The following is a 25,538-nucleotide window of genomic DNA, read 5'->3' as shown; positions in this document are numbered from 1 at the left end:
CAGCAGCGGGAAAAGGTAAAGGAACTGGTCCAGGCCACCAGCGGTGTATCCGGGCATGAACGCGTTCGCCGCCAGCGCGAAGTGTTGGGTGACGCAAAACCTAAGCTCAAAAGCCGGAAAGAAATCACCAAGGCTCTTGATGCTGCAACCGGTGATTATGCTGCCGCTCTGCGCTGGGTATTGGGTGATGAGAACCACCAGCAAGGAGGTGCAGCATGACTGATTTAAGCAAAGAAAGGCTGGAAAAAATAGCGTCGTGGCGTGAAACGTATGGCCCTGAGCACAACGTTATGATTCCAGCGTGTGAGGCTGAAGCGCTTGCTCGTGAAGTGTTGCAGCGCCGTGAAGCGGCGGAGAAGCCGGTAGTACTGCCTGATCATATGCCTCGTCTTAGTGAGGCTACGCTGGACAACATCAGAAATCAGGATGAAGAAGGCTCAGTGGCAAATGCGGCAAGAATGTTGGCTACCGAAGTGAAGTTTTGGCACTCAAAATCACTATACGAAGCTCCTCCCCTGCCCGTAGCGCCAGATGAGAGCGGACAACTACTTTTTGAGCCTGAACTAACGGACTCAGCGAATGCCCCTCTCAGATTTAGTCCCGATCAAGATACTGCATGGGTTGTTGGCGCAGAGTGGATGCGGGAGGCATTTAAGAAAGCCAACAAGCACTTAAAATTGGCAGGGGACGATGACCATTACCCGCAAACTATAAGTCAGCCAGTAAGCGACTGGAAAGATGAGTTTGCCGGGGCATGCCTCACACTCGCAACAATTACCGATCTGCTTGATATCCCTGCCGATGACGTAAACGGCGAGCCGTCACAGATATTTGACGCAATAGAATCGCTAAAACAGCGCGTGAGCCAGCCTTACACACTGCGATCTGTTTCATTTGATGAGCTGCGTGACGCAGTAGCCGAAATGACTGGTGGAATTCCTGTCACATGGCGGCCCGACCAGAAAAAAGGTTATCGGGAAGTGCCGTTCATGAATTTCAATTCGCTGGGACGCATTGTCGATAAATTTAGGGCATTAACGTTCAACCATGAAGGTGATTTAGTCGGCCAGCCTTACACGGTGCCGGATGATGTGCGCACAGAAGCTGAACATTGCGCTTTCGTGCTTGAATACCTCTCTCAATACGAGTCAGAAGATATCGATAGCGACACCATTGATATTCGCGGTGAAGATGAAAATGGATGCGATGTTGGTTGCGATGTGTCGATTACGGAGTATGCCGGCAGGTCAGCAAAAGTAATCGCCGCCATGCTCCAGGCTTGCAACTCTCCGATTTGGAGTGGCATAGATTGGGCTAAAGGGTGCGGGCCGGTCGCTCATGTTGATGAAAGAGCTAAGGGGCATGGCTCCGTATGCTGGACAAAAACAGGGCGAGAACTAAATCTCAAGCATGGAACGCCTCTTTTTGTTGGCAACTCTCCGGTCGTGCCAATTCGCTACATGAACCGCTTCACTGGCGTGTGCTTCACATTAGAGCAGCAGCCAGATGCGGCTACTGATACCGATGTTTATATTCCGCTGGTTCCGATGCGTAAGGAGTAACAAAACAACTGTTCATGCATACAGTATTTTATCTTATACTCGCCTCGCAATTAACATCGAGGTATGCATGAGACATAAAGATTTGCTCGCGAGTGCTTTTTACAACGCACAACGCAGAGATGAGAGAAACCGGCTTGTAGCGTCAACGACTGACATTATCAAAGAGGCAAGGAAGCTCTCAAGCAAAGAGATAGGTCCTGGTGAGATACGTGACTATATGGACTGGTATGGGCGTGGCTGGGTGATTCTGGAAGAAACACCAGCCAATAATAATGTGTACATCAAGGCACATAACTACTGAATCACAGAAGCGCGCCTGAGTGCAGTCAGGCGGGTAATTAATCGGTGTGGAGGAACTATGTCACGCATGATCTCTTTAATTGAATGGGCGCATGCAGAGTTCGGCGAAATGGCTCCCAGTGAGCGAGTTCTCAAAAAATATGCCAAAGGGAAAATGATCGCACCACCAGCAATAAGGGTTGGTCGGTTATGGATGGTAGACCGTGAGGCTCGTTTCATTGGGATTCTAGCTGAACCGCAATTGCCCGCGAATGCTAACCCAAGATTAAAACGGATTATTGCTGATGGCTGCTAGACCGAGATCATACAAAATCGACATTCCTAATCTTTATTGCAAATTGGATAAACGAACAGGGAATGTTTATTGGCAGTACAAGCACCCCATGACAGGGAAGTTTCACAGTTTAGGCACAGATGAAGCAGAGGCGAAACAGGTAGCTACAGAAGCCAATACAATCATCGCTGAGCAACGGACACGCCAAATACTGAGTGTTAACGAACGTATTGCGAGGATGAAAAATACTCGTACCGGAATTACGGTCACGGAATGGATTGATAAATACCTTCAGGTGCAACAAGACCGTCTTGATCACGGTGAATTGAAACCCAATTCTCTCAAACAGAAAAATAAACCGCTGCGGCTTTTCCGTGAGCACTGTGGCATGCAATACATCAAGGATATTACTGCCGTAGATATTGCAGAAATCATCGATTCAGTAAAAGAAGATGGACACAGCCGCATGGCTCAAGTCGTAAGAATGGTGCTAATCGATGTTTTCAAAGAGGCTCAGCATTCCGGCCATGTTCCCCCGGGGCAAAACCCTGCCCTTGCCACCAGGCAACCAAGAAACAAAATTACACGCCAAAGGCTCTCTCTTGAGGAATGGAGGGTAATTTTTGAAATGAGTAAAAAGCAGCGCCCTTACTTACAGAGCGGAATGCTATTGGCGATCGTGACGGGTCAACGACTTGGCGATATCTGCAATATGAAATTTGCCGATATTTGGGATGACATGCTGCATATTGAGCAGGAAAAAACAGGCTCTCGCCTGGCAATTCCTTTATCTATTCGCTGTGAGGCCCTGGATATATCTTTACGTGAAGTCGTAGCAAAATGCCGTGATGCTGTGGTGAGTAAATACCTTGTCCATTTTAGGCATGCGACCTCCCAAGCTCCCAGAGGGGGGCAAGTCTCGACCAAGACACTGACGTCAGCGTTTAAAAAAGCGCGAGACAAAAGCGGCCTGAAATGGGATGCCGGAACCGAACCAACCTTTCACGAACAGCGCTCTCTGTCAGAAAGGCTTTACCGTGATCAGGGAATCGATACTCAAAAATTATTGGGGCATCGAACAAAGGAAATGACCGACAAATACAACGATGACAGGGGCAAGGATTGGGTGATTATCGGCAACAAAACAGCCTAGCTTTTGTACAGTTTTGGGGAAAAGTTTTGGGGAGAGTTTTGGGGAAAGGTTTTTGGCACAAAAATTAAGGGGCCGAAATTGGCCCCTAATGTTAACCCACGCTTAACAGCGGATTACATATTGTCGATGATGTCCTGAGCAAACTCGCTACATTTCCGTAGCTTAGCGCCTTCCAGCTGACGTTCGAAATCGTAGGTCACGGTCTTGTTCTTGATCGCTCCTTCCATTCCCTTAACAATCAGGTCGGCCGCTTCGAACCAGTGCATGTGGCGCAGCATCATTTCAGCGGAAAGAATGACTGAACCAGGGTTCACTTTATCCTGACCGGCATATTTCGGTGCTGTACCGTGAGTCGCTTCGAAAAGCGCGCATTCATCACCAATGTTGGCTCCGGGCGCGATGCCAATACCGCCGACCTGAGCAGCCAGCGCATCGGAAATGTAGTCACCGTTCAGGTTCATACAGGCGATAACGTCGTACTCCGCTGGGCGCAGCAGAATCTGTTGCAGGAACGCATCGGCAATCACATCTTTGATGATAATGTCTTTGCCACTGTTCGGGTTCTTGATGTTAACCCATGGTCCGCCGTCGATCAGTTCACCGCCGAATTCGTCACGTGCCAACTGGTAGCCCCAGTCTTTAAACGCACCTTCGGTGAATTTCATGATGTTGCCCTTGTGGACCAACGTCACAGATTCACGATCGTTGACGATAGCGTACTCAATGGCGGCACGCACCAGACGCTTTGTTCCCTCTTCAGAGCACGGCTTAATACCAATACCACACTGTTGCGGGAAGCGGATCTTACTCACCCCCATCTCTTCACGCAGGAATTTGATCACCTTGTCAGCTTCCGCTGTACCGGCTTTCCACTCGATACCCGCATAAATGTCTTCGGAGTTTTCACGGAAGATCACCATGTCAGTCAGCTCAGGCTGTTTAACCGGGCTTGGTGTGCCTTCGTAATAACGAACCGGACGCAGGCAGATATAGAGATCCAGTTGTTGACGCAGAGCAACGTTCAGAGAACGGATACCGCCGCCGACAGGCGTCGTCAACGGGCCTTTGATCGCAACACGGTAGTCACGAATCAAATCCAGCGTCTCTTCCGGCAACCACACATCGTTGCCATACACTTGGGTGGATTTTTCACCGGTGTAGATCTCCATCCATGAGATAGCGCGTTTGCCGTCATAAGCCTTTTTCACTGCGGCATTAACAACATTGATCATCGCAGGAGTCACATCCACGCCGATACCGTCGCCTTCGATAAAGGGGATGATCGGATTATTAGGAACGTTCAGCTTACCTTGGGCATCGACAGTGATTTTTTGTCCGTCTGTTGGTACGACTACTTTGCTTTCCATTAACCTCTCCTTCGAGCGCAATTTTGTTAATGATTTGTAAGATGCGCGTCAATACTACTTGAATATTTTGCCCGCGCCAATCGCAAACCATTTCGAGTATAATGCCTTTGTAACTCTCGGCTATAAAGATGATGAATAAATTCTCGGTTAAAAATCACAACCTTAAGCGATTCAGCTCGCAAACCTCGCGTAAAGGTGCGGTATCCACTGCGCCGCGCCGCATCGTTCTGTTCAACAAACCTTTTGACGTGCTTCCGCAATTTACCGATGAAGCAGGCCGCACCACCCTGAAAAACTATATCCCTTTTCCTGATATTTATGCCGCAGGACGGTTGGATCGTGATAGCGAGGGTCTAATGATTCTCACTAATGACGGAAAACTGCAAGCCCGACTCACTCAACCGGGGAAAAAAACCGCGAAAATCTATTATGTTCAGGTTGAAGGCACCCCGACAGAGGCCGATTTGCAACCATTTCGCCGTGGCTTGCCGTTGAAAGATGGCATGACATTGCCCGCAGGTGCAGAGATTGTTGATCCCCCTGAGTGGCTATGGGAACGCGTGCCGCCGATCCGCGAAAGAAAAACCATTTCAGACAGTTGGCTAAAAATCACGCTGCATGAGGGGCGAAACCGTCAGGTGCGTCGCATGACAGCGCACATAGGCTATCCAACCCTACGCCTGATACGCTACGGTATGGCCAATCAGACACTGGACCATTTACCGCCTGGCACCTGGAGAGAAATTCTCGATGTTTAAACCGCATGTTACCGTGGCCTGTGTGGTACAGGCTGAAAACCATTTTTTAATCGTTGAAGAAGAGATTCACGGAAAGGCAACCTGGAACCAGCCCGCAGGGCACCTTGAGGCTAACGAAACATTGATTCAGGCGGCTCGACGCGAACTGTGGGAGGAAACCGGCATCAGCGCAGTGCCGCAGTTTTTTCTGCGTCTTCACCAGTGGATTGCTCCCGATCAAACCCCGTTTCTGCGGTTTTGCTTTGCCATTGATCTCCCGGCAAGACTTCCAACTACCCCGCATGACAACGATATCAGTTGCTGTCACTGGCTCACCGCCGAGGAAATTCTGCATTCCACGCAGCTGCGATCGCCATTGGTGGCAGAAAGTATTCGCTGCTATCAGACGACAGAACGCTATCCGCTCAGCCTGTTGGCAGCCTTTAACTGGCCTTTTGAAATACCCAATGCGCAGGATTAGCCATGCAGCCCTGACAACATCATGATAAAATATGCCGCTTGTTTTTCATGCTGACGCGTTGAAGTCCTTTGAGCCGCGCGTCAACACTTCAGTTCGTGAGACGCCCATGTCAGATAACAGCCAGAAAAAAATCATTGTCGGGATGTCCGGCGGTGTCGATTCTTCCGTTTCCGCCTACCTGTTACAGCAACAGGGCTATCAGGTTGAAGGCCTGTTCATGAAGAACTGGGAGGAAGACGATGACACAGAGTATTGCTCTGCCGCTACCGATCTGGCCGATGCGCAAGCCGTATGCGACAAATTGGGTATTGTGCTACACACCGTCAATTTTGCTGCGGAATATTGGGATAATGTGTTTGAACATTTTCTGGCGGAATACCGTGCAGGTCGCACGCCCAACCCCGATATTCTGTGTAACAAAGAGATAAAATTCAAAGCGTTTTTGGAATTTGCCGCTGAAGACTTAGGGGCTGATTATATCGCTACTGGTCACTATGTTCGCCGCCATGACAGCGGGTGTGCCACGCGTTTGTTGCGCGGGAAAGACGGCAACAAAGATCAGAGTTATTTTCTTTACACGCTCAGCCACCAGCAAATTTCGCAAAGTCTGTTTCCGGTAGGTGAACTGGAAAAACCTGAAGTGCGCCGTATCGCAGAACGCCTTGGTCTGGCAACCGCACAGAAGAAAGATTCCACCGGTATCTGTTTTATCGGTGAACGCAAATTTCGAGATTTTCTTGCACGTTACTTACCTGCACAACCGGGACCTATCCTGTCCGTCGATGACGGCAAACCGATGGGGCAGCATCAGGGCTTGATGTACCACACTTTGGGACAGCGCAAAGGACTAGGCATTGGCGGTGTCAAAGAGGGCAGCGAAGATCCCTGGTATGTGGTTGATAAAGACGTCGCGAACAATATTCTGTATGTTGCGCAAGGACACAATCACCCACGCCTGATGTCACAGGGGCTTATCGCACAACAGTTGCATTGGGTCGATCGCCAAACGCGCCTTGAACCTTTCCGCTGTGTCGTGAAAACGCGATATCGTCAGGAAGATATTCCCTGTACGGTGACCCCACTGGATAGCGAACGTATTAGCGTTCGTTTTGATGCGCCGGTTGCTGCCGTCACTCCGGGTCAATCTGCGGTGTTTTATCAGGGTGAGGTTTGTCTTGGCGGCGGCATCATCGAAGAACGAGTACAGGAGTAACCTGTGGCTAAAAATTATCAGGACATCACGCTGGCTCTGGCGGGCGTTTGCCAATCTGCCCATCTGGTTCAACAGTTGGCGCACCATGGTCACTGTGATAATGACGTACTGCAAACCTCGCTCAACAGCCTGTTGGATATGAATCCCGGTTCTACCGTGGCGGTATTCGGTGGCGATGAGCGTAATGTAAAAGTCGGATTGGAAACCTTACTGGGCATTTTAAACAGCAGCGCCAAAGGCGTAGGTGCAGAATTATCACGCTATGCGTTTAGTTTGATTGCCCTTGAGCGCAAGTTAAGCGGTAATAGCGCAGCGCTCGACGAATTGGGTAACCGTATTAGCCAACTGTCACGCCAACTCGAACATTTCGAGTTGATGTCTGAGACGATTATCAGCGCCCTGGCAGGGATTTATGTTGATGTCATCAGTGCACTGGGCCCGCGAATTCAGGTAACGGGTTCCCCGGAAGTGTTGAAAAATGCGCAGGTGCAGGCCAAAGTTCGCGCCGCACTACTAGCGGGTATCCGTGCGGCCGTGCTGTGGCAACAGGTCGGCGGTGGGCGTTTGCAACTGATGTTTTCGCGCGCTCGGTTGGTGAAAGAAGCCAAACAGATACTGGCCCGTTGTTAATCCATGTGCGGTCGCTTGCGACATTAAAGAAACGGTGCTGTGGCCGCCCATACATCATCACAACGCCTAAACGTTGCTTATGTTGTCGTTTTTAATTTATGTGTTGTTAAACCTATACTTTGATAAATACACCCCAGGAGTTGCTTGCGATGGAATTATCCTCACTGACCGCCGTGTCCCCGATTGATGGTCGTTACGGTGATAAAGTCAGCACGTTACGCGCTATTTTCAGTGAATTTGGTTTGCTGAAATTTCGTGTGCAGGTTGAAGTCCGCTGGCTGCAAAAATTGGCAGCCTGTGCAGAAATCAAGGAAGTTCCTGCATTTGACGCCGACGCAAACGCTTTCCTTGATAAAATTGTCTCAGAATTCAATGAAACTGACGCTGCGCGCATCAAAACCATCGAGCGCACGACCAATCATGATGTGAAAGCGGTAGAGTATTTTCTGAAGGAAAAAGTCGCGGCAGTGCCTAGCCTGCACGCGGTCAATGAATTTATCCATTTCGCCTGTACGTCAGAAGATATTAACAATCTGTCTCACGCTTTGATGCTGGATTGTGCACGCCGTGATGTCATTCTGCCGTTCTGGCGTCAAATTATTGATGCCCTTAAGACATTGGCACAGCAGTATCGCGATATTCCCCTGCTCTGCCGCACCCACGGTCAACCCGCCACGCCGTCGACCATCGGCAAAGAGTTCGCTAACGTGGTTTACCGCATGGAGCGCCAATATCGCCAACTGCAACAGGTCGAAATTCTTGGTAAAATCAATGGCGCAGTGGGTAACTACAACGCGCATTTGGCCGCTTATCCGACGCTGGACTGGCACGCATTCAGCGAAAGCTTCGTCACCTCGCTGGGTATCCAGTGGAATCCCTTCACCACGCAGATCGAACCGCACGACTACATCGCGGAACTGTTTGACTGCATAGCCCGCTTCAATACCATTTTGATCGATTTCGATCGGGATATTTGGGGTTATATTGCACTGAATCACTTCAAGCAGAAAACCATCGCCGGTGAAATTGGTTCTTCCACGATGCCACACAAGGTGAACCCGATCGACTTCGAAAACTCCGAAGGCAATCTGGGGCTAGCCAATGCCGTGCTGGGCCATTTAGCAACCAAATTGCCCGTGTCGCGCTGGCAGCGTGATTTAACCGATTCCACCGTACTTCGTAATTTAGGCGTGGGTATCGGTTATGCGCTAATCGCTTATCAAGCGACACTGAAGGGCATCAGCAAACTGGAAGTAAACCGCGATAAACTGCTGGATGAACTGGATCACAATTGGGAAGTGCTGGCAGAACCGATCCAAACGGTCATGCGCCGTTATGGCATTGAAAAGCCATACGAGAAACTGAAAGAACTGACACGTGGAAAACGCGTTGACGGTGCAGGCATTCAGGCCTTTATTGACAGTCTCGCACTGCCAGAAGAAGAAAAAACACGCCTCAAAACGATGACGCCGGCGACCTACATTGGTCACGCGGTAACGCTGGTAGACACGTTAAAGTAATATGTGAGCACGAGGGGTAACTGCCCCTCGTGTCCTTTTTGCGATTGATTATTGGTTCACGTTAGGCTTTTTCTCCATTCCCTCGACGTTTGTTTACATTTAGTTTACTGCGATTGTGGATAATTCACATCGCCACCGCCAATGCCCAATTCTCCTTTTTTTGTTAGAATTTGGAGGCATAGCCTGGATCGTCTCGTTCAATGAAGGATAAAGTCATGCGCGTACTGGTTGTTGAAGATAATGTGTTGCTGCGCCATCACCTCACCGTTCAGATGAAAGAAATGGGCCATCAGGTTGATGCGGCTGCCGATGCTAAAGAAGCAGATTATTTCCTGCATGAACATGCCCCCGACATCGCTATTCTGGACTTGGGATTGCCTGTTGAAGATGGTATGACGTTGATTCGCCGTTGGCGCAATCAGCAAGTAAAGCTACCCATTTTAGTGTTGACCGCGCGAGAAAGCTGGCAAGATAAAGTCGCCGTGCTTGAAGCCGGTGCTGATGACTATGTGACGAAACCCTTTCATCTTGAGGAAGTCGTTGCCCGAATGCAGGCGCTGATGCGACGTAATAGCGGCCTGGCATCACAGCTAATCAGTTTACCACCGTTCGAAATCGATCTATCACGTCGTGAATTAATGGTGGCGGGTACGCCAATTAAACTCACGGCATTTGAATACACGATTATTGAAACGCTGATCCGTAACAACGGTAAGGTGGTCAGCAAGGAGTCACTCATGCTGCAACTTTACCCTGATGCAGAATTGCGTGAAAGCCACACGATTGATGTGTTGATGGGACGTCTGCGCAAAAAATTGCAACTGGTGTATGATGCCGATGTCATCACTACCGTACGAGGCCAAGGCTATCGTTTTGATTTGATCGCCTCTTCATAGCTATGCGAGTAAAAAGACTGCCATTCTCCTTACGTGTTCGTTTTCTGCTTGCTGCTGTCGCTATAGTGCTGGCCCTGTCACTGTCATACGGGGCCGTCGCTATTATTGGTTACAGCGTAAGTTTCGATAAAACGTCATTCCGTTTGTTGCGCGGTGAAAGTAACTTGTTTTACCGTCTGGCACAGTGGAAAGACCAGCAGCTTAGCGTCACCATGCCGTCCGACATGGACATCAGCTATCCTACGCTGGTGCTGATTTACGATCAGAACGGTAAAATTCTCTGGCGCGAACGCGAAGTGCCTGAGCTGGAAGCCTTGATCAAACCTGAGTGGCTGACAAAAACCGATTATCACGAACTTGATACCAACACCCAGACCAGCAGCGCAGTACTTAAGGGCGATGCTCAGGTCCTCAGTAAACTGACCCACTTTAGCAACAAGGTGGAAGAAACACCGTTCACCCACTCCATCGCCGTGAATACTTACCCGGCCACGGAAAGTCTGCCCGCGTTAACCATTGTCGTGATTGATAAAATCCCCCAGGAACTGCAACAGGCAGATATGGTCTGGGAATGGTTTAGCTATGTTTTTATCGCCAATTTACTGCTAGTGCTGCCTTTGCTCTGGCTCGCCGCCCACTGGAGCTTGCACCCGATCAAGACGCTGGCGGCACAGGTTGCTGATTTGGAAAATGGCACCCGCGAACAGCTTGATGAGAACCCACCGCGCGAGCTTTACAGTCTGGTGCGCAATCTCAATATTCTGCTCAATAACGAACGTAAGCGTTATCAAAAATACCGCACGGCACTAACAGATCTGACGCATAGCCTAAAAACGCCTCTTGCCGTGCTACAAACCACATTACGTGCGCTGCGCACGGATAAAGAAGTGCATATCGAGCAGGCAGAACCGGTGATGCTGGCGCAAATCAGCCGTATCTCACAGCAGATAGGTTACTATTTGCACCGCGCGAGCATGCGTTATGAGCACAATCTGTTGCTGCGTGAGGTGCACTCCGTCCCAGCATTACTGGATGGCCTGTGTTCCGCATTGAACAAAGTGTATCAACGTAAAGGCGTCGTCATTACCTTGGATATTTCCCCGGAATTGACCTTTGTCGGCGAGAAAAACGACTTTATGGAAGTGCTGGGTAACGTGCTCGACAACGCCTGCAAATACAGCCTTGAATTTGTTGAAGTGAGCGCACAGTATTCGGACCATCGTCTGCATTTGCTGATCGACGATGATGGCCCCGGCATACTGCGCAGCCAACGTGAAATGATTTTCCAACGTGGTCAACGGGCGGATACGCTGCGCCCCGGTCAGGGCATTGGACTCTCCGTTGCGCTGGATATTATCGAGCAATACGAAGGGGAAATTATCATCACTGACAGTGTCCTTGGCGGTGCCCGCGTTGAAACTATTTTTGGTCGCCAGCATTCACATCCTGATTAATTTCAGCCTTGTTGTCACCGTGCAACCGCTCTGTGCTGCAACTCCGACGCTGAAATGGTTATACTCTTACCGCCCCCCTTTGTTGGAACACATGGTATGGATTATCAACTGAATCTCGATTGGCCATCTTTCATGGCGAATTACTGGCAAAAACGCCCTGTGGTGATCAAACAGGGTTTTACCGATTTCATCGATCCCATATCGCCCGATGAACTTGCCGGGCTGGCAATGGAAAACGAAGTTGACAGCCGTTTAGTCAGCCACGATGCAGGCAAATGGCAAGTCAGCCACGGTCCTTTCGACAGCTTTGACCATTTAGGTGAACACAACTGGTCCTTGCTGGTACAGGCCGTTGACCATTGGCATGACGCCTCCGCGGCACTGATGCGCCCGTTTCGTCATATTCCCGACTGGCGTACCGATGATTTGATGATTTCATTCTCTGTACCGGGCGGCGGCGTGGGGCCGCATATCGACCAATATGACGTTTTCATCATTCAGGGAACCGGTCAGCGCCGCTGGCGCGTTGGGGAAAAGATCCCCATGAAGCAGCACTGCCCTCATCCGGATCTTCTCCAGGTCGATTCGTTCGAGCCGATTATTGATGAGCTAATGTCGCCAGGAGATATTCTCTATATCCCGCCCGGCTTTCCCCATGAAGGCTATTCATTGGAAAATTCGCTCAACTACTCGGTCGGCTTTCGGTCACCTAATGGGCGCGAACTGGTCAGCGGCTTTGCCGATTATGTTCTGGCCCGTGAGTTGGGGAGCTATCGTTATAGCGATCCTGATATCCCTGAACGTGAACACGCGGCCACGGTATTGCCCCAAGAGTTGGATGCACTGCAAAAAATGATGCAGGATCTGGTGCAACAACCGGAACACTTCCAGCGTTGGTTTGGTGAGTTTATTACGCAATCACGTCATGAGTTGGATATTGCTCCGCCGGAACCGCCGTATCAACCCGGTGAAGTTTACGAATTACTTCAGCAAGGGGCTGCGTTACGTCGATTAAACGGATTGCGCGTGCTCTGCGTGGCAGGTCAGTGCTTTGTCAATGGCGAGTGCCTTGATACTCCACATCATAGCGCTGCGCTTGCCCTGTCAGAGCAACTGACATTTGAAGGCAGTGTGTTGGGCGAAGCATTGGAAGATCCCTCCTTCCTGGCAAAATTGACGGTGTTCATTAACAGCGGCTATTGGTATTTCATGGATTGATATTTGAAGTATACGCGTACCGCTCATGACACTGAGCGGTACGCAAAAATACATTTTCACTGTAAAATAAAACATTTTTAATAGTTAAACATACATCTTAATTTTAATGCCAGTCAGCACTAGTGGAGGAATACGTTTTTCCCCTTATTAAAAAATCACAAAAAAACTATAGAATAAAATATTTATACTCTTTCAATGCACACATAAAAGGAATTGTATGAATGTTTTTGTATCAAACAGAGACCCCTATTCTGATTTTGTCACTCATTATATTGACGAATCCCGAGGTATCAGCAGTAACGATGCGCTAACTCCCCGAGGACCGGTTGAGCAGATCATTGACCGCATGACCTGTGGCTCAATAAAGCAGCAACTCAGAGAGAACTATGAGGAGTTCAAAGAAAAATTCACGTTCAATATGATTAAAGCAATCAATAAAAAAAATGATGACTCCTTTTCCTATGATATTCCCAAACATATTGAATTCTCACATTTACAACACCGCATCATTATTACCAAAAATCACTTTCAAGCTGCATGCGTTGATACCCACACTCGAATAGAAATCCGGCCACACGTCGGAGATGATGTAATCTTTTATCTTAAAGATGACGCTATCTCAAATTTTTACACCGCTAAGATGCTCGTAATGAGAGGGGTTATACCTGAAAACAAAATTGCATTCACAGCAAACGGGATGCTGGATTTGCATGATGCCGACTTTTATAAAAAAAGCCTTCCTGGTATCAATCTGTGCAATGCGGATCTGCGGGGTGTGGATTTCGCACGTGCTAACTTAAAAAATGCAAAATTGGATCATGCATGCATGGTGGGTGCAGACTTCACAGGCGCAGATTTAGAAAATGTGAGTAACAGTGACACAGATTTCTCCCACGCGATAATGAATGGCGTCGCAGAGATGCAATCCAACGCCACGTCTTCCATTATGTACTCCCGAAGCGAAAAGTATCGCGAGGATACAATCGCTGAAATATGCACCTTAATAAAAAGCAGCTACCAAAGAGATCAGTCAAAAAGCAGAAATGCAAAAAGTGATGGATTATTCAGAACTACATCCCACGTAGAAGAATTAAAATTTGCATCACAAGCCTTTAAAGACAAATCTCTTGATTTGAAAAAAACGCCTTTGAGCTGTTTGACCAAGATAATCAACAATGAGTTTGCTAAATTGTTGGCACTGCGCGCTGAAGTTGCCGAGGAGATGGTCAATAAACCCGAAGAAGCAAAAAAAATACTGCGTCAAGAAACTAAACGGATGCACCCTATAGAAAAAAAATCATTTTCTATGTTGTTAGAATTGTACTCAGATGCCTACAAAAATGCAGATGATGATAATAACTCCACGTTTAACAAGAGCGTGGTACTTTTCTCACTGACCAGCGTTTTTCTAGAACCTATCATGCTGAACAAATCATTAACGCCAGTGCATAGTAAAGCACTGCCAGAAAAGATTGCCGTTATGCTTAAAGAACTGCTTACCGCCAACGTATTCGATGAAGACGTCGTCGTCGTTCCATTACCTAAGAAAAAGCAGCCCATCAACTTTATAAAACATTTTTTACCTATATTTAAAAAAGCTAATAAACAATGAATTAATGCTGGTCGTCATATCGACCAGCATTAAAATCACTTTTAGGTATTGATAATAATATTGCGTATTTCGTTTTATTTTTTTGCGCGCAATGCCGTCAACTCAGCAATGCGCATAATCACCGACACAGCCTTTTCCATGCCTTCCAGCGTGATAAATTCATGTTTACCATGGAAGTTATAGCCGCCGGTAAACAGATTCGGGCAAGGTAACCCCTGGAAGGAAAGATGAGCGCCATCCGTACCACCGCGAATAGGCTTAAGACAAGGTTCAATGTCGCAATCACGCATCGCTTGCTGCGCCAAACTGATCACGTGCGGATGCTGTTCAACCTGTTCACGCATATTGTAGTAGGTGTCGGTAATGGTCACCTCTATGTAGCAATCTGGTGGCAGCCCAAGCCCCACTTTTTCAGCAATATCAAACAGCGTCTTTTTACGCAGTTCAAAACCATGCTTTTCAAAATCACGCACAATGTAGTGCATTTCGGCACGTTCTACCGTCCCTTTCATGCTGTGCAAATGATAGAAACCTTGATAGCCGTCGGTCTGCTCCGGTACTTCCTGTGCAGGGACTTCCTGATGGTAACGTGCGGCCAGTGCTAACGCGTTGACCATCACTCCTTTGGCACTGCCGGGATGAACGTTGTTACCCACAATCTTGATGCCAACGGATGCCGCATTGAAGTTTTCAAATTCGAGTTCGCCAACACCACCGCCATCGACGGTATAAGCCCACTGCGCACCAAAGGCAGCAACATCAAAGAATTGCGCACCTTTACCAATCTCTTCATCCGGGGTGAACGCGATACGTACCGTGCCGTGTGGCGTTTGCTGATGTTTTAACCGCACCATCGCCGTAATGATTTCCGCAATACCGGCTTTATCGTCGGCACCCAGCAGGGTTTTGCCGTCCGTCGTGATGAGGGTGTTACCCAGCAATTGGTGCAGCACCGGGAACATCACGGGCGATAAGATTTCATCCCCAATACCGAGTGCAATATCGCCACCGCGGTAATCTTCCAGGATCTGAGGGTTCACATTTTTCCCACTGTAATCCGGCGAGGTATCCATATGAGAAATAAAACCGATGGTAGGCACTTGCCATGCAACATTAGAGGCTAGCGTCGCCATGACGCAGCCATGCTCGCTCAGGGTAACCTGATCGAATCCGAGCGTTATCAGTTCCTGCTGTAAGGCACGCGCCAATTTAAGTTGGCCCTCAGTGCTCGGCACATGCCTTACACCCGGCTTCGACTGCGTATCAAAAGTGACATAATTTAAAAAACGATCGAGTAATTTTTCCATATTTCAGCCCCCTGAGCCCTGACGGATATTATGCTGATGGCTTTCCCGGCAAATATTGCGTCAGGTCAGTTTTTACCATCTTAGCCACCGAATGCATCAAAACCGCCTTTTGCGGAAGGACAAATCATTGGATTCATGAAACCAGGACGTTACGCGGTTATTTTGTTCGCCCCACAGCCTCATTTCATCAACACCAACAAAACATAATATTCACAATTCTTTATCCCTCCGCCTAGGCTTTACACCACAATCGCTCATACCATGATTAACGCGCTTTCTTCGTCGCAAGCGTGCGCGTATAAGTTGGCGTACACTGGGGTTTCCCGTAGAATGCCCCTCCAAACAATGCTATACACGCAAAGGTGATAACCCTGGTCATGCAACGCTTTACACACTATGCATGCGCCAACGATGGAAACTGAGCCAGACCACCATGAATGAAAACCGTTCTTCCGCATCCGTGCCGGTTGTTGAACTGCGCGATGTACGTAAAGGATTTGATGGCAAAGACATCATCTCCCATTTCGATCTCACCATTAATCACGGTGAGTTCTTGACCATTCTTGGCCCTTCCGGCTGTGGAAAAACCACGGTACTGCGTTTGATTGCCGGATTGGAAAATGTCGATAACGGTGCCATTTTACTTGAGCAACAGGACATTACTCACCAGCCCGCCGAACAGCGCTACGTCAATACGGTATTTCAGAGCTATGCGCTATTTCCCCACCTTAGCGTATTTGACAACGTCGCCTTTGGGCTGAAAATGCAGAAAACCCCGTCTGCCGAGATTGCACCTCGCGTCATGGACGCCTTGAAAATGGTTCAATTGGACGAGTTTGTAACGCGTCGCCCGCATCAACTGTCCGGCGGGCAGCAACAGCGTGTCGCTATTGCCCGCGCTGTGGTGAACAAGCCCAAGGTATTATTGCTGGATGAATCGCTTTCCGCCCTGGATTACAAATTGCGTAAGCAGATGCAAAACGAGCTGAAAGCCCTGCAACGTAAGCTGGGTATTACCTTCATCTTTGTTACGCACGATCAGGAAGAAGCGCTCACCATGTCAGACCGCATCGTGGTGATGCGCGATGGCAAAATCGAACAAGACGGTACGCCGCGAGAAATCTACGAAGAACCCTGCAATTTATTTGTTGCCAGCTTTATTGGTGAAATCAACATTTTTGATGCCACAGTAATCACCTCCGAACAGGGGAATCGCGTACAGGCGGTGGTTGAAGGCCGCACCTGCCCCATCACTGTCAACTTTCCGGTGAGCACAGGGCAGTCGTTAAAAGTCCTACTACGCCCCGAAGATTTGCGCGTAGAGGAAATTAATGACGACAGCGCAGTCGAAGGCATGATCGGTTATGTGCGTGAACGTAACTATAAGGGCATGACGCTGGACTCCACGATTGAGTTGGAGAACGGAAAAATGGTGATGGTTAGCGAGTTCTTCAATGAAGATGACCCCGATGTCGACCACTCGCTCAACCAAAAGGTGGCTATCACCTGGGTAGAGAGCTGGGAGGTCGTGCTGCACGATGAAGCCACCGCGTAAACGTTTTCAAAACATCATCATTACTATCATCGTTGCCTGGCTAATGCTGTTTGTGTTCATCCCTAACCTGATGATCATTGGCACCAGCTTTTTGACGCGCGATGATGCCAACTTGATCACCATGCTGTTCACACTGGAAAACTATACGCGGCTGAGCGATCCCTTGTACGCCTCGGTGCTGCTGCATTCGCTAAATATGGCAGTCATTGCTACGCTATGCTGCCTGCTGATTGGCTACCCTTTTGCCTTCATCTTGGCGCGACTGCCGGAAAAGGTACGCCCGCTACTGCTGTTTCTGTTGATTGTTCCGTTTTGGACCAACTCGTTGATTCGTATCTATGGATTGAAAATCTTCCTGAGCACACGAGGCTATCTTAACGAGTTTCTGTTATGGACTGGAATTATCGACGATCCGCTGCGCATTATGTATACCTCTCAGGCGGTGGTGCTAGGCCTGGTCTATATTCTGCTGCCATTCATGGTGTTGCCACTCTACTCCAGCATTGAAAAACTCGACAACGCGTATCTGGAAGCAGCGCGGGATCTGGGGGCCAACAAGTGGCAGTCGTTCATCCGCATTGTGATCCCGCTGACCATGCCCGGCATCATTGCGGGCTGCCTGCTGGTATTGCTGCCCGCGATGGGGCTGTTTTTCGTTGCTGATCTGATGGGCGGTGCGAAAAACCTGCTGATTGGCAACGTGATAAAAAGCCAGTTTTTGAATATTCGTGATTGGCCCTTTGGGGCAGCCACCAGCATTTGTCTGACGTTGGTGATGGGCCTGATGCTGTTTGTGTACTACCGCGCAGCCCGTTTATTGAATAAAAAGGTGGACCTGGAATGATGGGACGTTTATTGCGCGGCGGCTTTATGAGCCTGATCTACGCCTATCTGTATATTCCGATCCTGATCCTGATTGTGAATTCATTTAATCAGGCGCGTTTTGGCATTAACTGGCAGGGATTCACCCTTGAGTGGTATCACCTGCTGTTAAACAACGACAGCCTGCTTCAGGCAGCGAGTCATTCACTGACGATGGCGGTATTTTCGGCCACGTTTGCCACGGCGATCGGTTCGCTCACCGCCGTGGCGCTTTACCGTTATCACTTTCGCGGTAAACCCTTTGTCAGCGGTATGCTGTTTGTGGTGATGATGTCGCCAGATATCGTCATGGCAATCTCCCTGCTGGTCCTGTTTATGCTGCTCGGGATTTCACTCGGGTTCTGGTCGCTACTGTTTTCGCACATTACATTCTGCCTGCCGTTTGTGGTGGTCACGGTGTATTCGCGCTTGAAAGGCTTTGATATTCGAATGCTGGAAGCCGCGCGCGATCTAGGGGCCAGTGAAATCATCATACTACGCAAGATTATTCTGCCCCTTGCGATGCCTGCCGTTGCCGCTGGCTGGTTGCTGAGCTTCACCCTGTCCATGGACGATGTGGTGGTATCGTCCTTTGTCACGGGGCCTTCTTATGAAATCTTGCCGCTGAAAATCTATTCCATGGTCAAAGTGGGTGTCTCACCGGAAGTCAACGCGCTGGCCACCATTTTGCTGTTGTTATCGTTACTGCTGGTGCTTAGCAGTCAGTTAATATTGCGGGATCGCACCAAAAAATCATCATTCCAACCTTTGGGACGTTAAGGAGGTTTATTGTGAAAAAATTGCCCTACCTGCTGGCCGCGTGCGCCATGGCGCTCAGCCTGAATGCCGCCAATGCGAAGGATAACAAGACGATCTATTTCTACAACTGGACGGAGTACGTGCCACCCGGTTTACTCGAACAGTTCACCAAGGAAACGGGCATCAAGGTGATTTACTCCACCTACGAATCCAACGAAAGCATGTATGCCAAGCTGAAGACCTATCAGGATGGTGCTTATGATTTGGTGGTACCGTCGACCTATTTTGTGTCCAAAATGAGCAAAGAAGGGATGCTGCAAAAGATTGATACCAGCAAACTGAGCAATTTCCACAATCTTGACCCTAGCCTGCTGCACAAATCCTTCGATCCGAACAACGAATACTCCATTCCCTACATCTGGGGGGCCACCGCTATCGGCATTAATCGCGATGCCATCGATCCGGCAACGGTAACCGGGTGGAGCGATTTTTGGGATGCGAAATATAAGGGCAGTCTGTTGCTGACCGATGATGCCCGCGAAGTGTTCCAAATTGCGTTACGCAAACTGGGTTACTCAGCCAATACCACCGATCCGAAAGAGATCGAAGCGGCGTATAACGAATTAAAGACGCTGATGCCGAACGTGTTGGCTTTCAACTCCGATAACCCCGGTAACCCGTTTATCGAAGGTGAAGTCAATCTGGGTATGATTTGGAACGGCTCCGCTTACGTTGCCCGCCAGTCAGGAACACCGCTCGACGTTATCTGGCCAAAAGAAGGTGGCATTTTCTGGATGGACAGTTTGGCGATCCCTGCCAATGCTAAGAACAAAGAGGGTGCCATGAAACTCATCGACTTCTTGTTACGCCCGGATGTGGCGGCAAAGGTTGCTGAAACCATCGGTTACCCGACGCCCAATCTGGCAGCGAAAAAATTACTGCCCGCTGAGGTGGCAAATGACAAGACGCTCTACCCTGACGCAGAGACCATTGAGAAAGGGGAATGGCAAAACGACGTTGGCAACGCCAGCACGCTGTATGAAAACTATTTTCAACAGTTGAAAGCCGGCCGTTAATGCACAAAAGGCTAGCCGCATAGCGCGGCTAGCCTTTTGTGATGAATCGTCACTCTACCCATTCGTAGTAAAGCCGCAACCCTTTCTCGCAAGAACAGCAGCCGCCACAGCCGCCACTGGCATTTTCGTGACTGCTAATTTTTCCCTTTTGGACCCAGATAGCTATCATGCCTTCAACCACGCCGGTTTCAACGTGGAAGCGTTGGCTGATCTCTTGCAACGAAACGCGCTGCCTTTGCTTCACGAAATTGCGCAGTTCAATCAGTGTCATCTCATCCTCCTGACTCGCACGGCTACGGATTTATGCTGCTCGCACCACCGCAGATTGCTGCCTTAGATTGCCATTCCGGCGCAGGAAAAATACGGTGATCGTCCAGACAGCCAGCACCGCTGCGATGGCAGAGGCAGAATAAAGGGGATGGTTAGCAAACCGACCCACCTGATACACCAGCACCGCAGCCCCATAACCCAGCTCTATCGTCCACACGAAACAGAACAGCGCCCATGCCGTGCCCACTTCGCGCCAGATGGCTGACAACGCTGCGACACAAGGCACATACAACAAGACCATCAATAAGTAAGCAACCGCGCCTAACCGTCCATCGAACAGGTGCGCGATGATATCCAGCGATGAGACAGAGAACTCGTTCTGTTCCGCCACGGCGGCGGTATCGCTCAAATCGCCGACGTTGATACCCAGCGGATCGAGAAGTTCACCACCGAGTTTGGCAAAATTCTCAGGAATGGTTGCCAGTGCGGCAACAACGCTTTCGCCAAGATTAAACGGTGTTTCTTCTTCCTGTTCACCTGACTGGCTGTCAGCCATCGCACCGTACAGTGAATCCAGTGTGCCCACCACGGCTTCTTTGGCAAAAATGCCGGTGAAAACACCGACAGCGGCAGGCCAGTTTTCTGCTTTTATCCCCATCGGCGCGAACACGGGAACCATTTTCTGTCCGATGGAGGAAAGCACTGATTTATCACTGTCCTGATTGCCAAACGAACCATCGGTGCCCATGGAGTTGAAAAAGCTGAGCACGGTGACGACCACCACAATCAGCTTACCAGCACGCAGAATAAACCCCTTAAGCCGATCCCAGGTACGAATCAACACACTGCGCAGTCCCGGCAAATGGTACGGCGGGATCTCCATGACGAACGCAGACGCATCGCCTTGTAGCGCAGTATTTTTCAGCATAAAGCCGGTGGCAATAGCGGCAAAAATACCCACCAGATAGAGCCCGAATACCAGATTCTGCCCCCCGCTGGTGAACAATGCCGTCGCAAACAGCACATAGACTGGCAAACGCGCCCCGCACGACATAAAGGGGGCCATCATCACCGTGACGATGCGATCGCTGTGCTTCTCCATGGTGCGCGTGGCCATGACGGCAGGCACATTGCAACCAAAGCCGACAATCAAGGGCACAAACGCTTTACCCGGTAGCCCAATGCTGCGCATGAAGCGGTCCATCACAAACGCGGCGCGCGCCATGTACCCGGAATCTTCAAGATAAGAGAGGAACAGATAGAGGCAGCCGATAACCGGAATAAAGGTGGAGACCGTTTGGATCCCCCCGCCGATGCCATCTGCCATCAGCGTCGCCAGCCACTCTGGCGTGTTGATAGCGCGCAGCAGCGCCCCTAATCCATCGACAAATAACGCACCAACAAACTGATCGAAAAAATCGATAAATGCACTCCCCACCTTGATGGTGAAGATGAACATGAAGTACATCACCAGCAAGAAGATTGGAATGCCGAAAAAGCGATGCAGTACCACACGGTCAATTTTATCGGTGAGCGTCGCGGAGACATTGCTGCGTCGAATCACCACCTGATTGGCGATGGAGGAGACAAACTGATAGCGCCCATCGGCAAGGAAGATATCCAGCTCATCGTCATAGGTTTCTGTGAGCATGGCAACCTGGGCGTCCATCTCTGCCAGCAGCGGCGCAGGTAAACGAGAACGAACCGTGGTATCCCCTTCCAGCAATTGCAGCGCTAACCAATACGGATGCGTTACGCTTGGAATATCCGTTAAACGCAACGCCATTTGCACGGCAGCATTCTTCAGCGGCGCATCGTAAGGCACTTCAACGTTGGGAGACCGAATGTCCGCTAGCGCAGACAGACAAACCTGGCGCAGCACATCCATGCCTTTATTTTGGCTGGCGGTGATAGGGATAACCGGGCAACCTAGCCGATTTTGCAGTGCGGCGATATCGATTTCCAGCTTGCGCGAAGAGGCGATGTCCATCATGTTAACCGCGACGATCATGGGCACGTTCATGTCCAGCAACTGCGCCGTCAGATACAGGTTACGCTCAAGATTGGCGGCATCGAGAATGTTCAGCACCAAATGCGCTTCGCCAGAGAGGATATAATCACGCGCGACGCGCTCATCCTCCGCGCTTTCTGAAGCCGGGTTAAGCGAGTATACGCCGGGCAAATCGACCAGCGTAAAGCGTTGGCCTTTGTAGAGGAACTGACCGACCTTTTTCTCGACGGTGACACCGGGCCAATTCCCCACCGTTTGTTTTCCCCCTGTCAACAGGTTGAACAGGGTGGTTTTGCCACAATTGGGGTTGCCAACAACGCCAATGACGGGATGTGAGACCATAACAGTTCCTTACGCGAACGGGCTTTAATCAGGCAGGCATGCTTTGTAATCTACATACCTGGCAACGCCAGATCCTGAAAATCAGCACGGCTCCAGGATCAATATCTGTGCTTCACTCTTGCGCACGCTGATAGCAGCACCGCGCAAACGCAATTCGATAGGATCGCCCAACGGCGCGACCCGGGTGACCGTGAAAGTCACGCCCGGTGTAACCCCTAACGCCAGCAAGCGCTTGCGGTAATCCGCCGATCCTTTTTGATAACCTTGCACCCGCCAAGAACTGCCTACGGGAAATACGGCGTCTGTCATGAATATGACTCCTCGTTGAATTGCCGCCTCGTTATGCCACCCTGTTGCTGCCGGATATCATCAACCTTGTGTAACCTGCGGTGCCACCCAAACCTGCTTGCCCATATCCCAATTAATCGCGATACGACCATCGCCCGCAGCCAGCATCAACGGCTGGTTGGCTTCGCGCTGAATAACCCGAATTTCGCCCCCGACGCGAATACCTAACTCCATTAAACGTTGATGGTACTCACCGCTGAGACGAATTCGCGCAACCACAGCGCTGACATTGAGGGGAATATCAAGAAGAGTGTGTAGACCTGGCGTCATAGTTGGGCTCTTAAAGAGAAACCGCAGAACCCTTGGATGAATTCACGCGGTATAATTGCTGTAAATGCTCAGAAAAAAAACAAAAGTAATAACGATTATCAATAATAAATGCACGGGTATAAGTCTACTTGATGCATATCAAACAAAAATTAAATATCGCTCATTCCGCCTTACGCAGTGAATAAAACATCAGAAAATGCAAAAAAAAAAGCCTTCTGTCAACCGTTAGGCTGACAGAGGGCTTTACTGCACAGGGTGAGATTATTTCACGCTATGTGACAGATCGCTGGCAATATGCACCGTTTCTTCCAGATAGGCATCCGGAGCCTGATAATCCTTGGGTAGATCATCCACGGATTTCAGCGGCTTTTTACCTTCGCGTTTGAAGCGTTCGTTAAGACGATTCAAGCGTAATGCTTCATCGTCGTTATTCTCTTTTTCACGCTGCGCGTAATTAAGGGAAACGATATTACGTTTCTCTTTATTAGCGTTGTAACGGGCAACGTCCTGAATGATATATTGGAACTCAGGATCTTTGGCAATTCGTGACTGGTGCTGCTCTTTCAACGCACTGATATAGGGTTTCAGATCCCCCAGCTTGCCATAGCGTGCCGCATTGATGCTGTCCCAGACCAAGGCGTTATCTTCAAATTTCTCACCGGTTTCAACCGCTTCTGTGCCTGTTGGCATCAGGATATCCGGCGTGACGCCGCGTAACTGCGTGCTGCCGCCATCAATACGGTAGAATTTCTGAATGGTGTAGGAGACGGAACCTAATCCCGGCCACGCTGGATGCAGCATCTGATCGTAAATACGGTTCAAAGAGCGATACTGTTGCACCGTGCCTTTACCAAAGGTCGGCTCACCCACAATCAATGCACGACCATAGTCCTGCATGGCAGCAGCGAAAATCTCTGATGCCGACGCACTGAAACGATCGACCAGTACCACTAACGGTCCTTTATAATACACCACGCCATCGGTATCGCTGTCTTCACGCACCTTTCCGTTGTTGTCACGGATTTGCACCACAGGGCCGCTGGGAATGAACAGACCTGAAAGCCCTACCGCTTCAGTCAGCGCACCACCGCCGTTGCCACGCAGGTCGATCACAATGCTGCTCACATTTTGTTTTTCCAGCTTTTGCAGTTGCACTTTGACGTCATCCGTCAAGCCCACGTAAAAACTGGGAATATCCAGCACCCCGATGGTCTCTTTGTCCACGGTTTTAACCGACATTTTCACCGCGCGGTCTTCCAAACGAATGCGCTCACGGGTCAAAGTAACGGTTTTGGTTTTAGTCCCTTTGCCACCGGGCAAGATTTCAAGCCGCACTTTGCTGCCTTTGGGGCCTTTAATCAACGCCACCACGTCATCAAGTCGCCAACCGATCACTTCTACCATCGGTTTGCCGTTTTGTCCGACGCCGACAATACGATCGCCCACGGTGATACTTTTGCTTTTTGCCGCCGGACCGCCTGCAACCATGGAGTTGATGACCGTGTAATCATCATCCATCTGCAACACCGCACCGATGCCCTCCAGAGAAAGGCTCATGTCGGTGTTAAACTGTTCCGTATTGCGCGGTGATAAATAACTGGTGTGGGGATCCATTTCTCGCGCAAACGCATTCATCACCAGTTGGAAAACATCTTCACTGTTGCTCTGCGCCAGACGACGGATGGCAAATTGATAACGCTTGGTGAGCGTTTCTTTGATCTCTTTGTCATCTTTACCGGTGAGTTTTAACGTCAGCCAGTCAAATTTTACTTTGGCATCCCACAGGCGATTCAGTTCACCGACATTTTGCGGCCACGGCGATTTGCTGCGATCCAACTCAATGGTGTCGGTTCCTGTGAGATCAATGGGTTTCTCTAATACGGAGAGGGCATATTGCAAGCGCTCGAAGCGGCGTTTTTGCGCCAGATTGTAGAGCGCATAGGGCACGTCCAGTTTGCCGCCTTTCAGATCTTCGCCCAACTGCCCTTTTTGATTGGCAAATTCGGCGATATCGGAGACCAACAGCACGTTATGGCTGTAGTCCAGCATGTTGAGATAGCGGTTGAAAATTTTCTCGGAAAATTGTTCATCGAGCGCTATCTGCCGATAGTGGGAGCGTAAGAAACGCAGAGTGATGCGATCGCTCTCGGTGGCATGCTGAAGTTCCTGGTGCAGTTGAGGAATCTGATCTGCACGCGTTATCATCTCACTGCGTGCAATCGCTTCACTGCGCGAGACCGGGGCTTCTTTCGCTACGCTCACGCCTGCGAGCAATGCGGCAGCAAGCACCGTCATTCGGATTAATGTGTTCATGCCCTGGTT

The 25,538-nt window shown here is 49.7% G+C and carries 24 protein-coding genes and 1 pseudogene; 18 read left to right on the top strand and 7 right to left on the bottom strand.

Annotated features, from left to right (window positions below; translation table 11 throughout):
- The 5 genes and pseudogenes from J5224_RS08955 to J5224_RS08935 all read left to right on the top strand — a co-directional run.
- Nucleotides 1-219: pseudogene (locus J5224_RS08955) on the top strand (hypothetical protein); the annotation flags it as partial.
- On the top strand, nucleotides 216-1,562 hold the full coding sequence (locus J5224_RS08950) for a hypothetical protein (RefSeq protein WP_264625033.1): 1,347 nt from the start codon (nucleotides 216-218) through the stop codon (nucleotides 1,560-1,562). The pseudogene J5224_RS08955 and the gene J5224_RS08950, both read left to right, overlap by 4 nt.
- A 67-nt stretch (nucleotides 1,563-1,629) precedes the next feature.
- Nucleotides 1,630-1,863 carry a hypothetical protein gene (locus J5224_RS08945; protein ID WP_264625032.1) on the top strand — a complete coding sequence of 78 codons (234 nt, stop codon included), beginning with the start codon at nucleotides 1,630-1,632 and terminating at the stop codon, nucleotides 1,861-1,863.
- Between the two features lie 57 nt (nucleotides 1,864-1,920).
- A complete protein-coding gene (locus J5224_RS08940; protein ID WP_264625031.1) occupies nucleotides 1,921-2,157 on the top strand; it encodes an excisionase in 237 nt (78 codons plus the stop codon).
- On the top strand, nucleotides 2,147-3,289 hold the full coding sequence (locus J5224_RS08935; protein ID WP_264625030.1) for a site-specific integrase: 1,143 nt from the start codon (nucleotides 2,147-2,149) through the stop codon (nucleotides 3,287-3,289). The genes J5224_RS08940 and J5224_RS08935 overlap by 11 nt, the downstream gene beginning before the upstream one ends.
- A gap of 113 nt (nucleotides 3,290-3,402) precedes the next feature.
- Here J5224_RS08935 and icd read toward each other — a convergent pair whose 3' ends face one another.
- Nucleotides 3,403-4,656, bottom strand: a complete 1,254-nt coding sequence (gene icd, locus J5224_RS08930; protein WP_264625029.1) for an NADP-dependent isocitrate dehydrogenase — start codon at nucleotides 4,654-4,656, stop codon at nucleotides 3,403-3,405.
- 131 nt (nucleotides 4,657-4,787) lie between these two features.
- On the opposite strand from icd, the gene rluE reads away from it, so the two are divergent.
- The 9 genes from rluE (at nucleotide 4,788) to J5224_RS08885 (ending at nucleotide 14,417) form a co-directional block, all read left to right on the top strand.
- Nucleotides 4,788-5,414, top strand: a complete 627-nt coding sequence (gene rluE, locus J5224_RS08925) for a 23S rRNA pseudouridine(2457) synthase RluE (RefSeq protein ID WP_264625041.1) — start codon at nucleotides 4,788-4,790, stop codon at nucleotides 5,412-5,414.
- Nucleotides 5,407-5,874 (top strand): NUDIX hydrolase, encoded by a 468-nt coding sequence (locus J5224_RS08920; protein ID WP_264625028.1) that lies wholly within the window; start codon nucleotides 5,407-5,409, stop codon nucleotides 5,872-5,874. Before rluE ends, J5224_RS08920 begins: the two co-directional genes overlap by 8 nt.
- A gap of 106 nt (nucleotides 5,875-5,980) precedes the next feature.
- A complete protein-coding gene (gene mnmA / locus J5224_RS08915; protein ID WP_264625027.1) occupies nucleotides 5,981-7,087 on the top strand; it encodes a tRNA 2-thiouridine(34) synthase MnmA in 1,107 nt (368 codons plus the stop codon).
- A gap of 3 nt (nucleotides 7,088-7,090) precedes the next feature.
- Nucleotides 7,091-7,717, top strand: a complete 627-nt coding sequence (gene hflD / locus J5224_RS08910) for a high frequency lysogenization protein HflD (protein ID WP_264625026.1) — start codon at nucleotides 7,091-7,093, stop codon at nucleotides 7,715-7,717.
- Nucleotides 7,718-7,866: 149 nt separating this feature from the next.
- Nucleotides 7,867-9,237 carry an adenylosuccinate lyase gene (gene purB, locus J5224_RS08905; RefSeq protein ID WP_264625025.1) on the top strand — a complete coding sequence of 457 codons (1,371 nt, stop codon included), beginning with the start codon at nucleotides 7,867-7,869 and terminating at the stop codon, nucleotides 9,235-9,237.
- Nucleotides 9,238-9,452: 215 nt separating this feature from the next.
- Complete coding sequence (phoP, locus tag J5224_RS08900; protein WP_264625040.1) at nucleotides 9,453-10,133, top strand: two-component system response regulator PhoP; 681 nt, start codon at nucleotides 9,453-9,455, stop codon at nucleotides 10,131-10,133.
- Between the two features lie 2 nt (nucleotides 10,134-10,135).
- Entirely contained in the window at nucleotides 10,136-11,587 is a 1,452-nt protein-coding gene (gene phoQ, locus J5224_RS08895) for a two-component system sensor histidine kinase PhoQ (protein WP_264625024.1), read from the top strand.
- A 96-nt stretch (nucleotides 11,588-11,683) separates the two neighbouring features.
- The gene (locus J5224_RS08890) at nucleotides 11,684-12,805 is read left to right on the top strand and encodes a cupin domain-containing protein (protein ID WP_264625023.1); all 1,122 of its coding nucleotides are present in this window, start codon (nucleotides 11,684-11,686) and stop codon (nucleotides 12,803-12,805) included.
- Nucleotides 12,806-13,022: 217 nt separating this feature from the next.
- On the top strand, nucleotides 13,023-14,417 hold the full coding sequence (locus J5224_RS08885; protein ID WP_264625022.1) for a pentapeptide repeat-containing protein: 1,395 nt from the start codon (nucleotides 13,023-13,025) through the stop codon (nucleotides 14,415-14,417).
- 74 nt (nucleotides 14,418-14,491) lie between these two features.
- Here J5224_RS08885 and pepT read toward each other — a convergent pair whose 3' ends face one another.
- Nucleotides 14,492-15,724: a peptidase T gene (gene pepT / locus J5224_RS08880; RefSeq protein ID WP_264625021.1), complete on the bottom strand. Its 1,233-nt coding sequence runs from the start codon at nucleotides 15,722-15,724 to the stop codon at nucleotides 14,492-14,494.
- A 433-nt stretch (nucleotides 15,725-16,157) separates the two neighbouring features.
- On the opposite strand from pepT, the gene potA reads away from it, so the two are divergent.
- The 4 genes from potA to potD are packed head-to-tail and all read left to right on the top strand — an operon-like array spanning nucleotide 16,158 to nucleotide 19,975.
- Entirely contained in the window at nucleotides 16,158-17,279 is a 1,122-nt protein-coding gene (gene potA / locus J5224_RS08875; RefSeq protein ID WP_264625020.1) for a spermidine/putrescine ABC transporter ATP-binding protein PotA, read from the top strand.
- Nucleotides 17,263-18,123: a spermidine/putrescine ABC transporter permease PotB gene (gene potB / locus J5224_RS08870; protein WP_264625019.1), complete on the top strand. Its 861-nt coding sequence runs from the start codon at nucleotides 17,263-17,265 to the stop codon at nucleotides 18,121-18,123. Before potA ends, potB begins: the two co-directional genes overlap by 17 nt.
- Nucleotides 18,120-18,920: a spermidine/putrescine ABC transporter permease PotC gene (gene potC / locus J5224_RS08865; protein WP_264625018.1), complete on the top strand. Its 801-nt coding sequence runs from the start codon at nucleotides 18,120-18,122 to the stop codon at nucleotides 18,918-18,920. Before potB ends, potC begins: the two co-directional genes overlap by 4 nt.
- 11 nt (nucleotides 18,921-18,931) lie before the next feature.
- A complete protein-coding gene (gene potD, locus J5224_RS08860; protein WP_264625017.1) occupies nucleotides 18,932-19,975 on the top strand; it encodes a spermidine/putrescine ABC transporter substrate-binding protein PotD in 1,044 nt (347 codons plus the stop codon).
- A gap of 49 nt (nucleotides 19,976-20,024) precedes the next feature.
- Here potD and J5224_RS08855 read toward each other — a convergent pair whose 3' ends face one another.
- From J5224_RS08855 to prc, 5 genes are all read right to left on the bottom strand, one after another.
- Nucleotides 20,025-20,246: a FeoC-like transcriptional regulator gene (locus J5224_RS08855; protein ID WP_264625016.1), complete on the bottom strand. Its 222-nt coding sequence runs from the start codon at nucleotides 20,244-20,246 to the stop codon at nucleotides 20,025-20,027.
- A gap of 30 nt (nucleotides 20,247-20,276) precedes the next feature.
- Nucleotides 20,277-22,598, bottom strand: coding sequence for a Fe(2+) transporter permease subunit FeoB (gene feoB / locus J5224_RS08850; protein ID WP_264625015.1), 2,322 nt, complete (start codon nucleotides 22,596-22,598; stop codon nucleotides 20,277-20,279).
- An 81-nt stretch (nucleotides 22,599-22,679) separates the two neighbouring features.
- Complete coding sequence (locus J5224_RS08845; protein ID WP_264625014.1) at nucleotides 22,680-22,907, bottom strand: FeoA family protein; 228 nt, start codon at nucleotides 22,905-22,907, stop codon at nucleotides 22,680-22,682.
- Nucleotides 22,908-22,967: 60 nt separating this feature from the next.
- On the bottom strand, nucleotides 22,968-23,216 hold the full coding sequence (locus J5224_RS08840) for a FeoA family protein (protein ID WP_264625013.1): 249 nt from the start codon (nucleotides 23,214-23,216) through the stop codon (nucleotides 22,968-22,970).
- A 261-nt stretch (nucleotides 23,217-23,477) separates the two neighbouring features.
- Complete coding sequence (gene prc / locus J5224_RS08835; protein ID WP_264625012.1) at nucleotides 23,478-25,529, bottom strand: carboxy terminal-processing peptidase; 2,052 nt, start codon at nucleotides 25,527-25,529, stop codon at nucleotides 23,478-23,480.
- Nucleotides 25,530-25,538 lie beyond the last annotated feature (9 nt).

The organism is Candidatus Symbiopectobacterium sp. NZEC135 (assembly GCF_025962695.1).
The sequence above is the reverse complement of the archived record's forward strand: the minus strand, read 5'-3'. Positions and strand labels throughout refer to the sequence as shown.

Coding starts and splice junctions, on each gene's coding strand:
- J5224_RS08950 (WP_264625033.1), top strand. CDS start 216: ATGACTGATTTAAGCAAAGAAAGGCTGGAAAAAATAGCGTCGTGGCGT.
- J5224_RS08945 (WP_264625032.1), top strand. CDS start 1,630: ATGAGACATAAAGATTTGCTCGCGAGTGCTTTTTACAACGCACAACGC.
- J5224_RS08940 (WP_264625031.1), top strand. CDS start 1,921: ATGTCACGCATGATCTCTTTAATTGAATGGGCGCATGCAGAGTTCGGC.
- J5224_RS08935 (WP_264625030.1), top strand. CDS start 2,147: ATGGCTGCTAGACCGAGATCATACAAAATCGACATTCCTAATCTTTAT.
- icd (WP_264625029.1), bottom strand. CDS start 4,656: ATGGAAAGCAAAGTAGTCGTACCAACAGACGGACAAAAAATCACTGTC.
- rluE (WP_264625041.1), top strand. CDS start 4,788: ATGAATAAATTCTCGGTTAAAAATCACAACCTTAAGCGATTCAGCTCG.
- J5224_RS08920 (WP_264625028.1), top strand. CDS start 5,407: ATGTTTAAACCGCATGTTACCGTGGCCTGTGTGGTACAGGCTGAAAAC.
- mnmA (WP_264625027.1), top strand. CDS start 5,981: ATGTCAGATAACAGCCAGAAAAAAATCATTGTCGGGATGTCCGGCGGT.
- purB (WP_264625025.1), top strand. CDS start 7,867: ATGGAATTATCCTCACTGACCGCCGTGTCCCCGATTGATGGTCGTTAC.
- phoP (WP_264625040.1), top strand. CDS start 9,453: ATGCGCGTACTGGTTGTTGAAGATAATGTGTTGCTGCGCCATCACCTC.
- phoQ (WP_264625024.1), top strand. CDS start 10,136: ATGCGAGTAAAAAGACTGCCATTCTCCTTACGTGTTCGTTTTCTGCTT.
- J5224_RS08890 (WP_264625023.1), top strand. CDS start 11,684: ATGGATTATCAACTGAATCTCGATTGGCCATCTTTCATGGCGAATTAC.
- J5224_RS08885 (WP_264625022.1), top strand. CDS start 13,023: ATGAATGTTTTTGTATCAAACAGAGACCCCTATTCTGATTTTGTCACT.
- pepT (WP_264625021.1), bottom strand. CDS start 15,724: ATGGAAAAATTACTCGATCGTTTTTTAAATTATGTCACTTTTGATACG.
- potA (WP_264625020.1), top strand. CDS start 16,158: ATGAATGAAAACCGTTCTTCCGCATCCGTGCCGGTTGTTGAACTGCGC.
- potB (WP_264625019.1), top strand. CDS start 17,263: ATGAAGCCACCGCGTAAACGTTTTCAAAACATCATCATTACTATCATC.
- potC (WP_264625018.1), top strand. CDS start 18,120: ATGATGGGACGTTTATTGCGCGGCGGCTTTATGAGCCTGATCTACGCC.
- J5224_RS08855 (WP_264625016.1), bottom strand. CDS start 20,246: ATGACACTGATTGAACTGCGCAATTTCGTGAAGCAAAGGCAGCGCGTT.
- feoB (WP_264625015.1), bottom strand. CDS start 22,598: ATGGTCTCACATCCCGTCATTGGCGTTGTTGGCAACCCCAATTGTGGC.
- J5224_RS08845 (WP_264625014.1), bottom strand. CDS start 22,907: ATGACAGACGCCGTATTTCCCGTAGGCAGTTCTTGGCGGGTGCAAGGT.
- J5224_RS08840 (WP_264625013.1), bottom strand. CDS start 23,216: ATGACGCCAGGTCTACACACTCTTCTTGATATTCCCCTCAATGTCAGC.
- prc (WP_264625012.1), bottom strand. CDS start 25,529: ATGAACACATTAATCCGAATGACGGTGCTTGCTGCCGCATTGCTCGCA.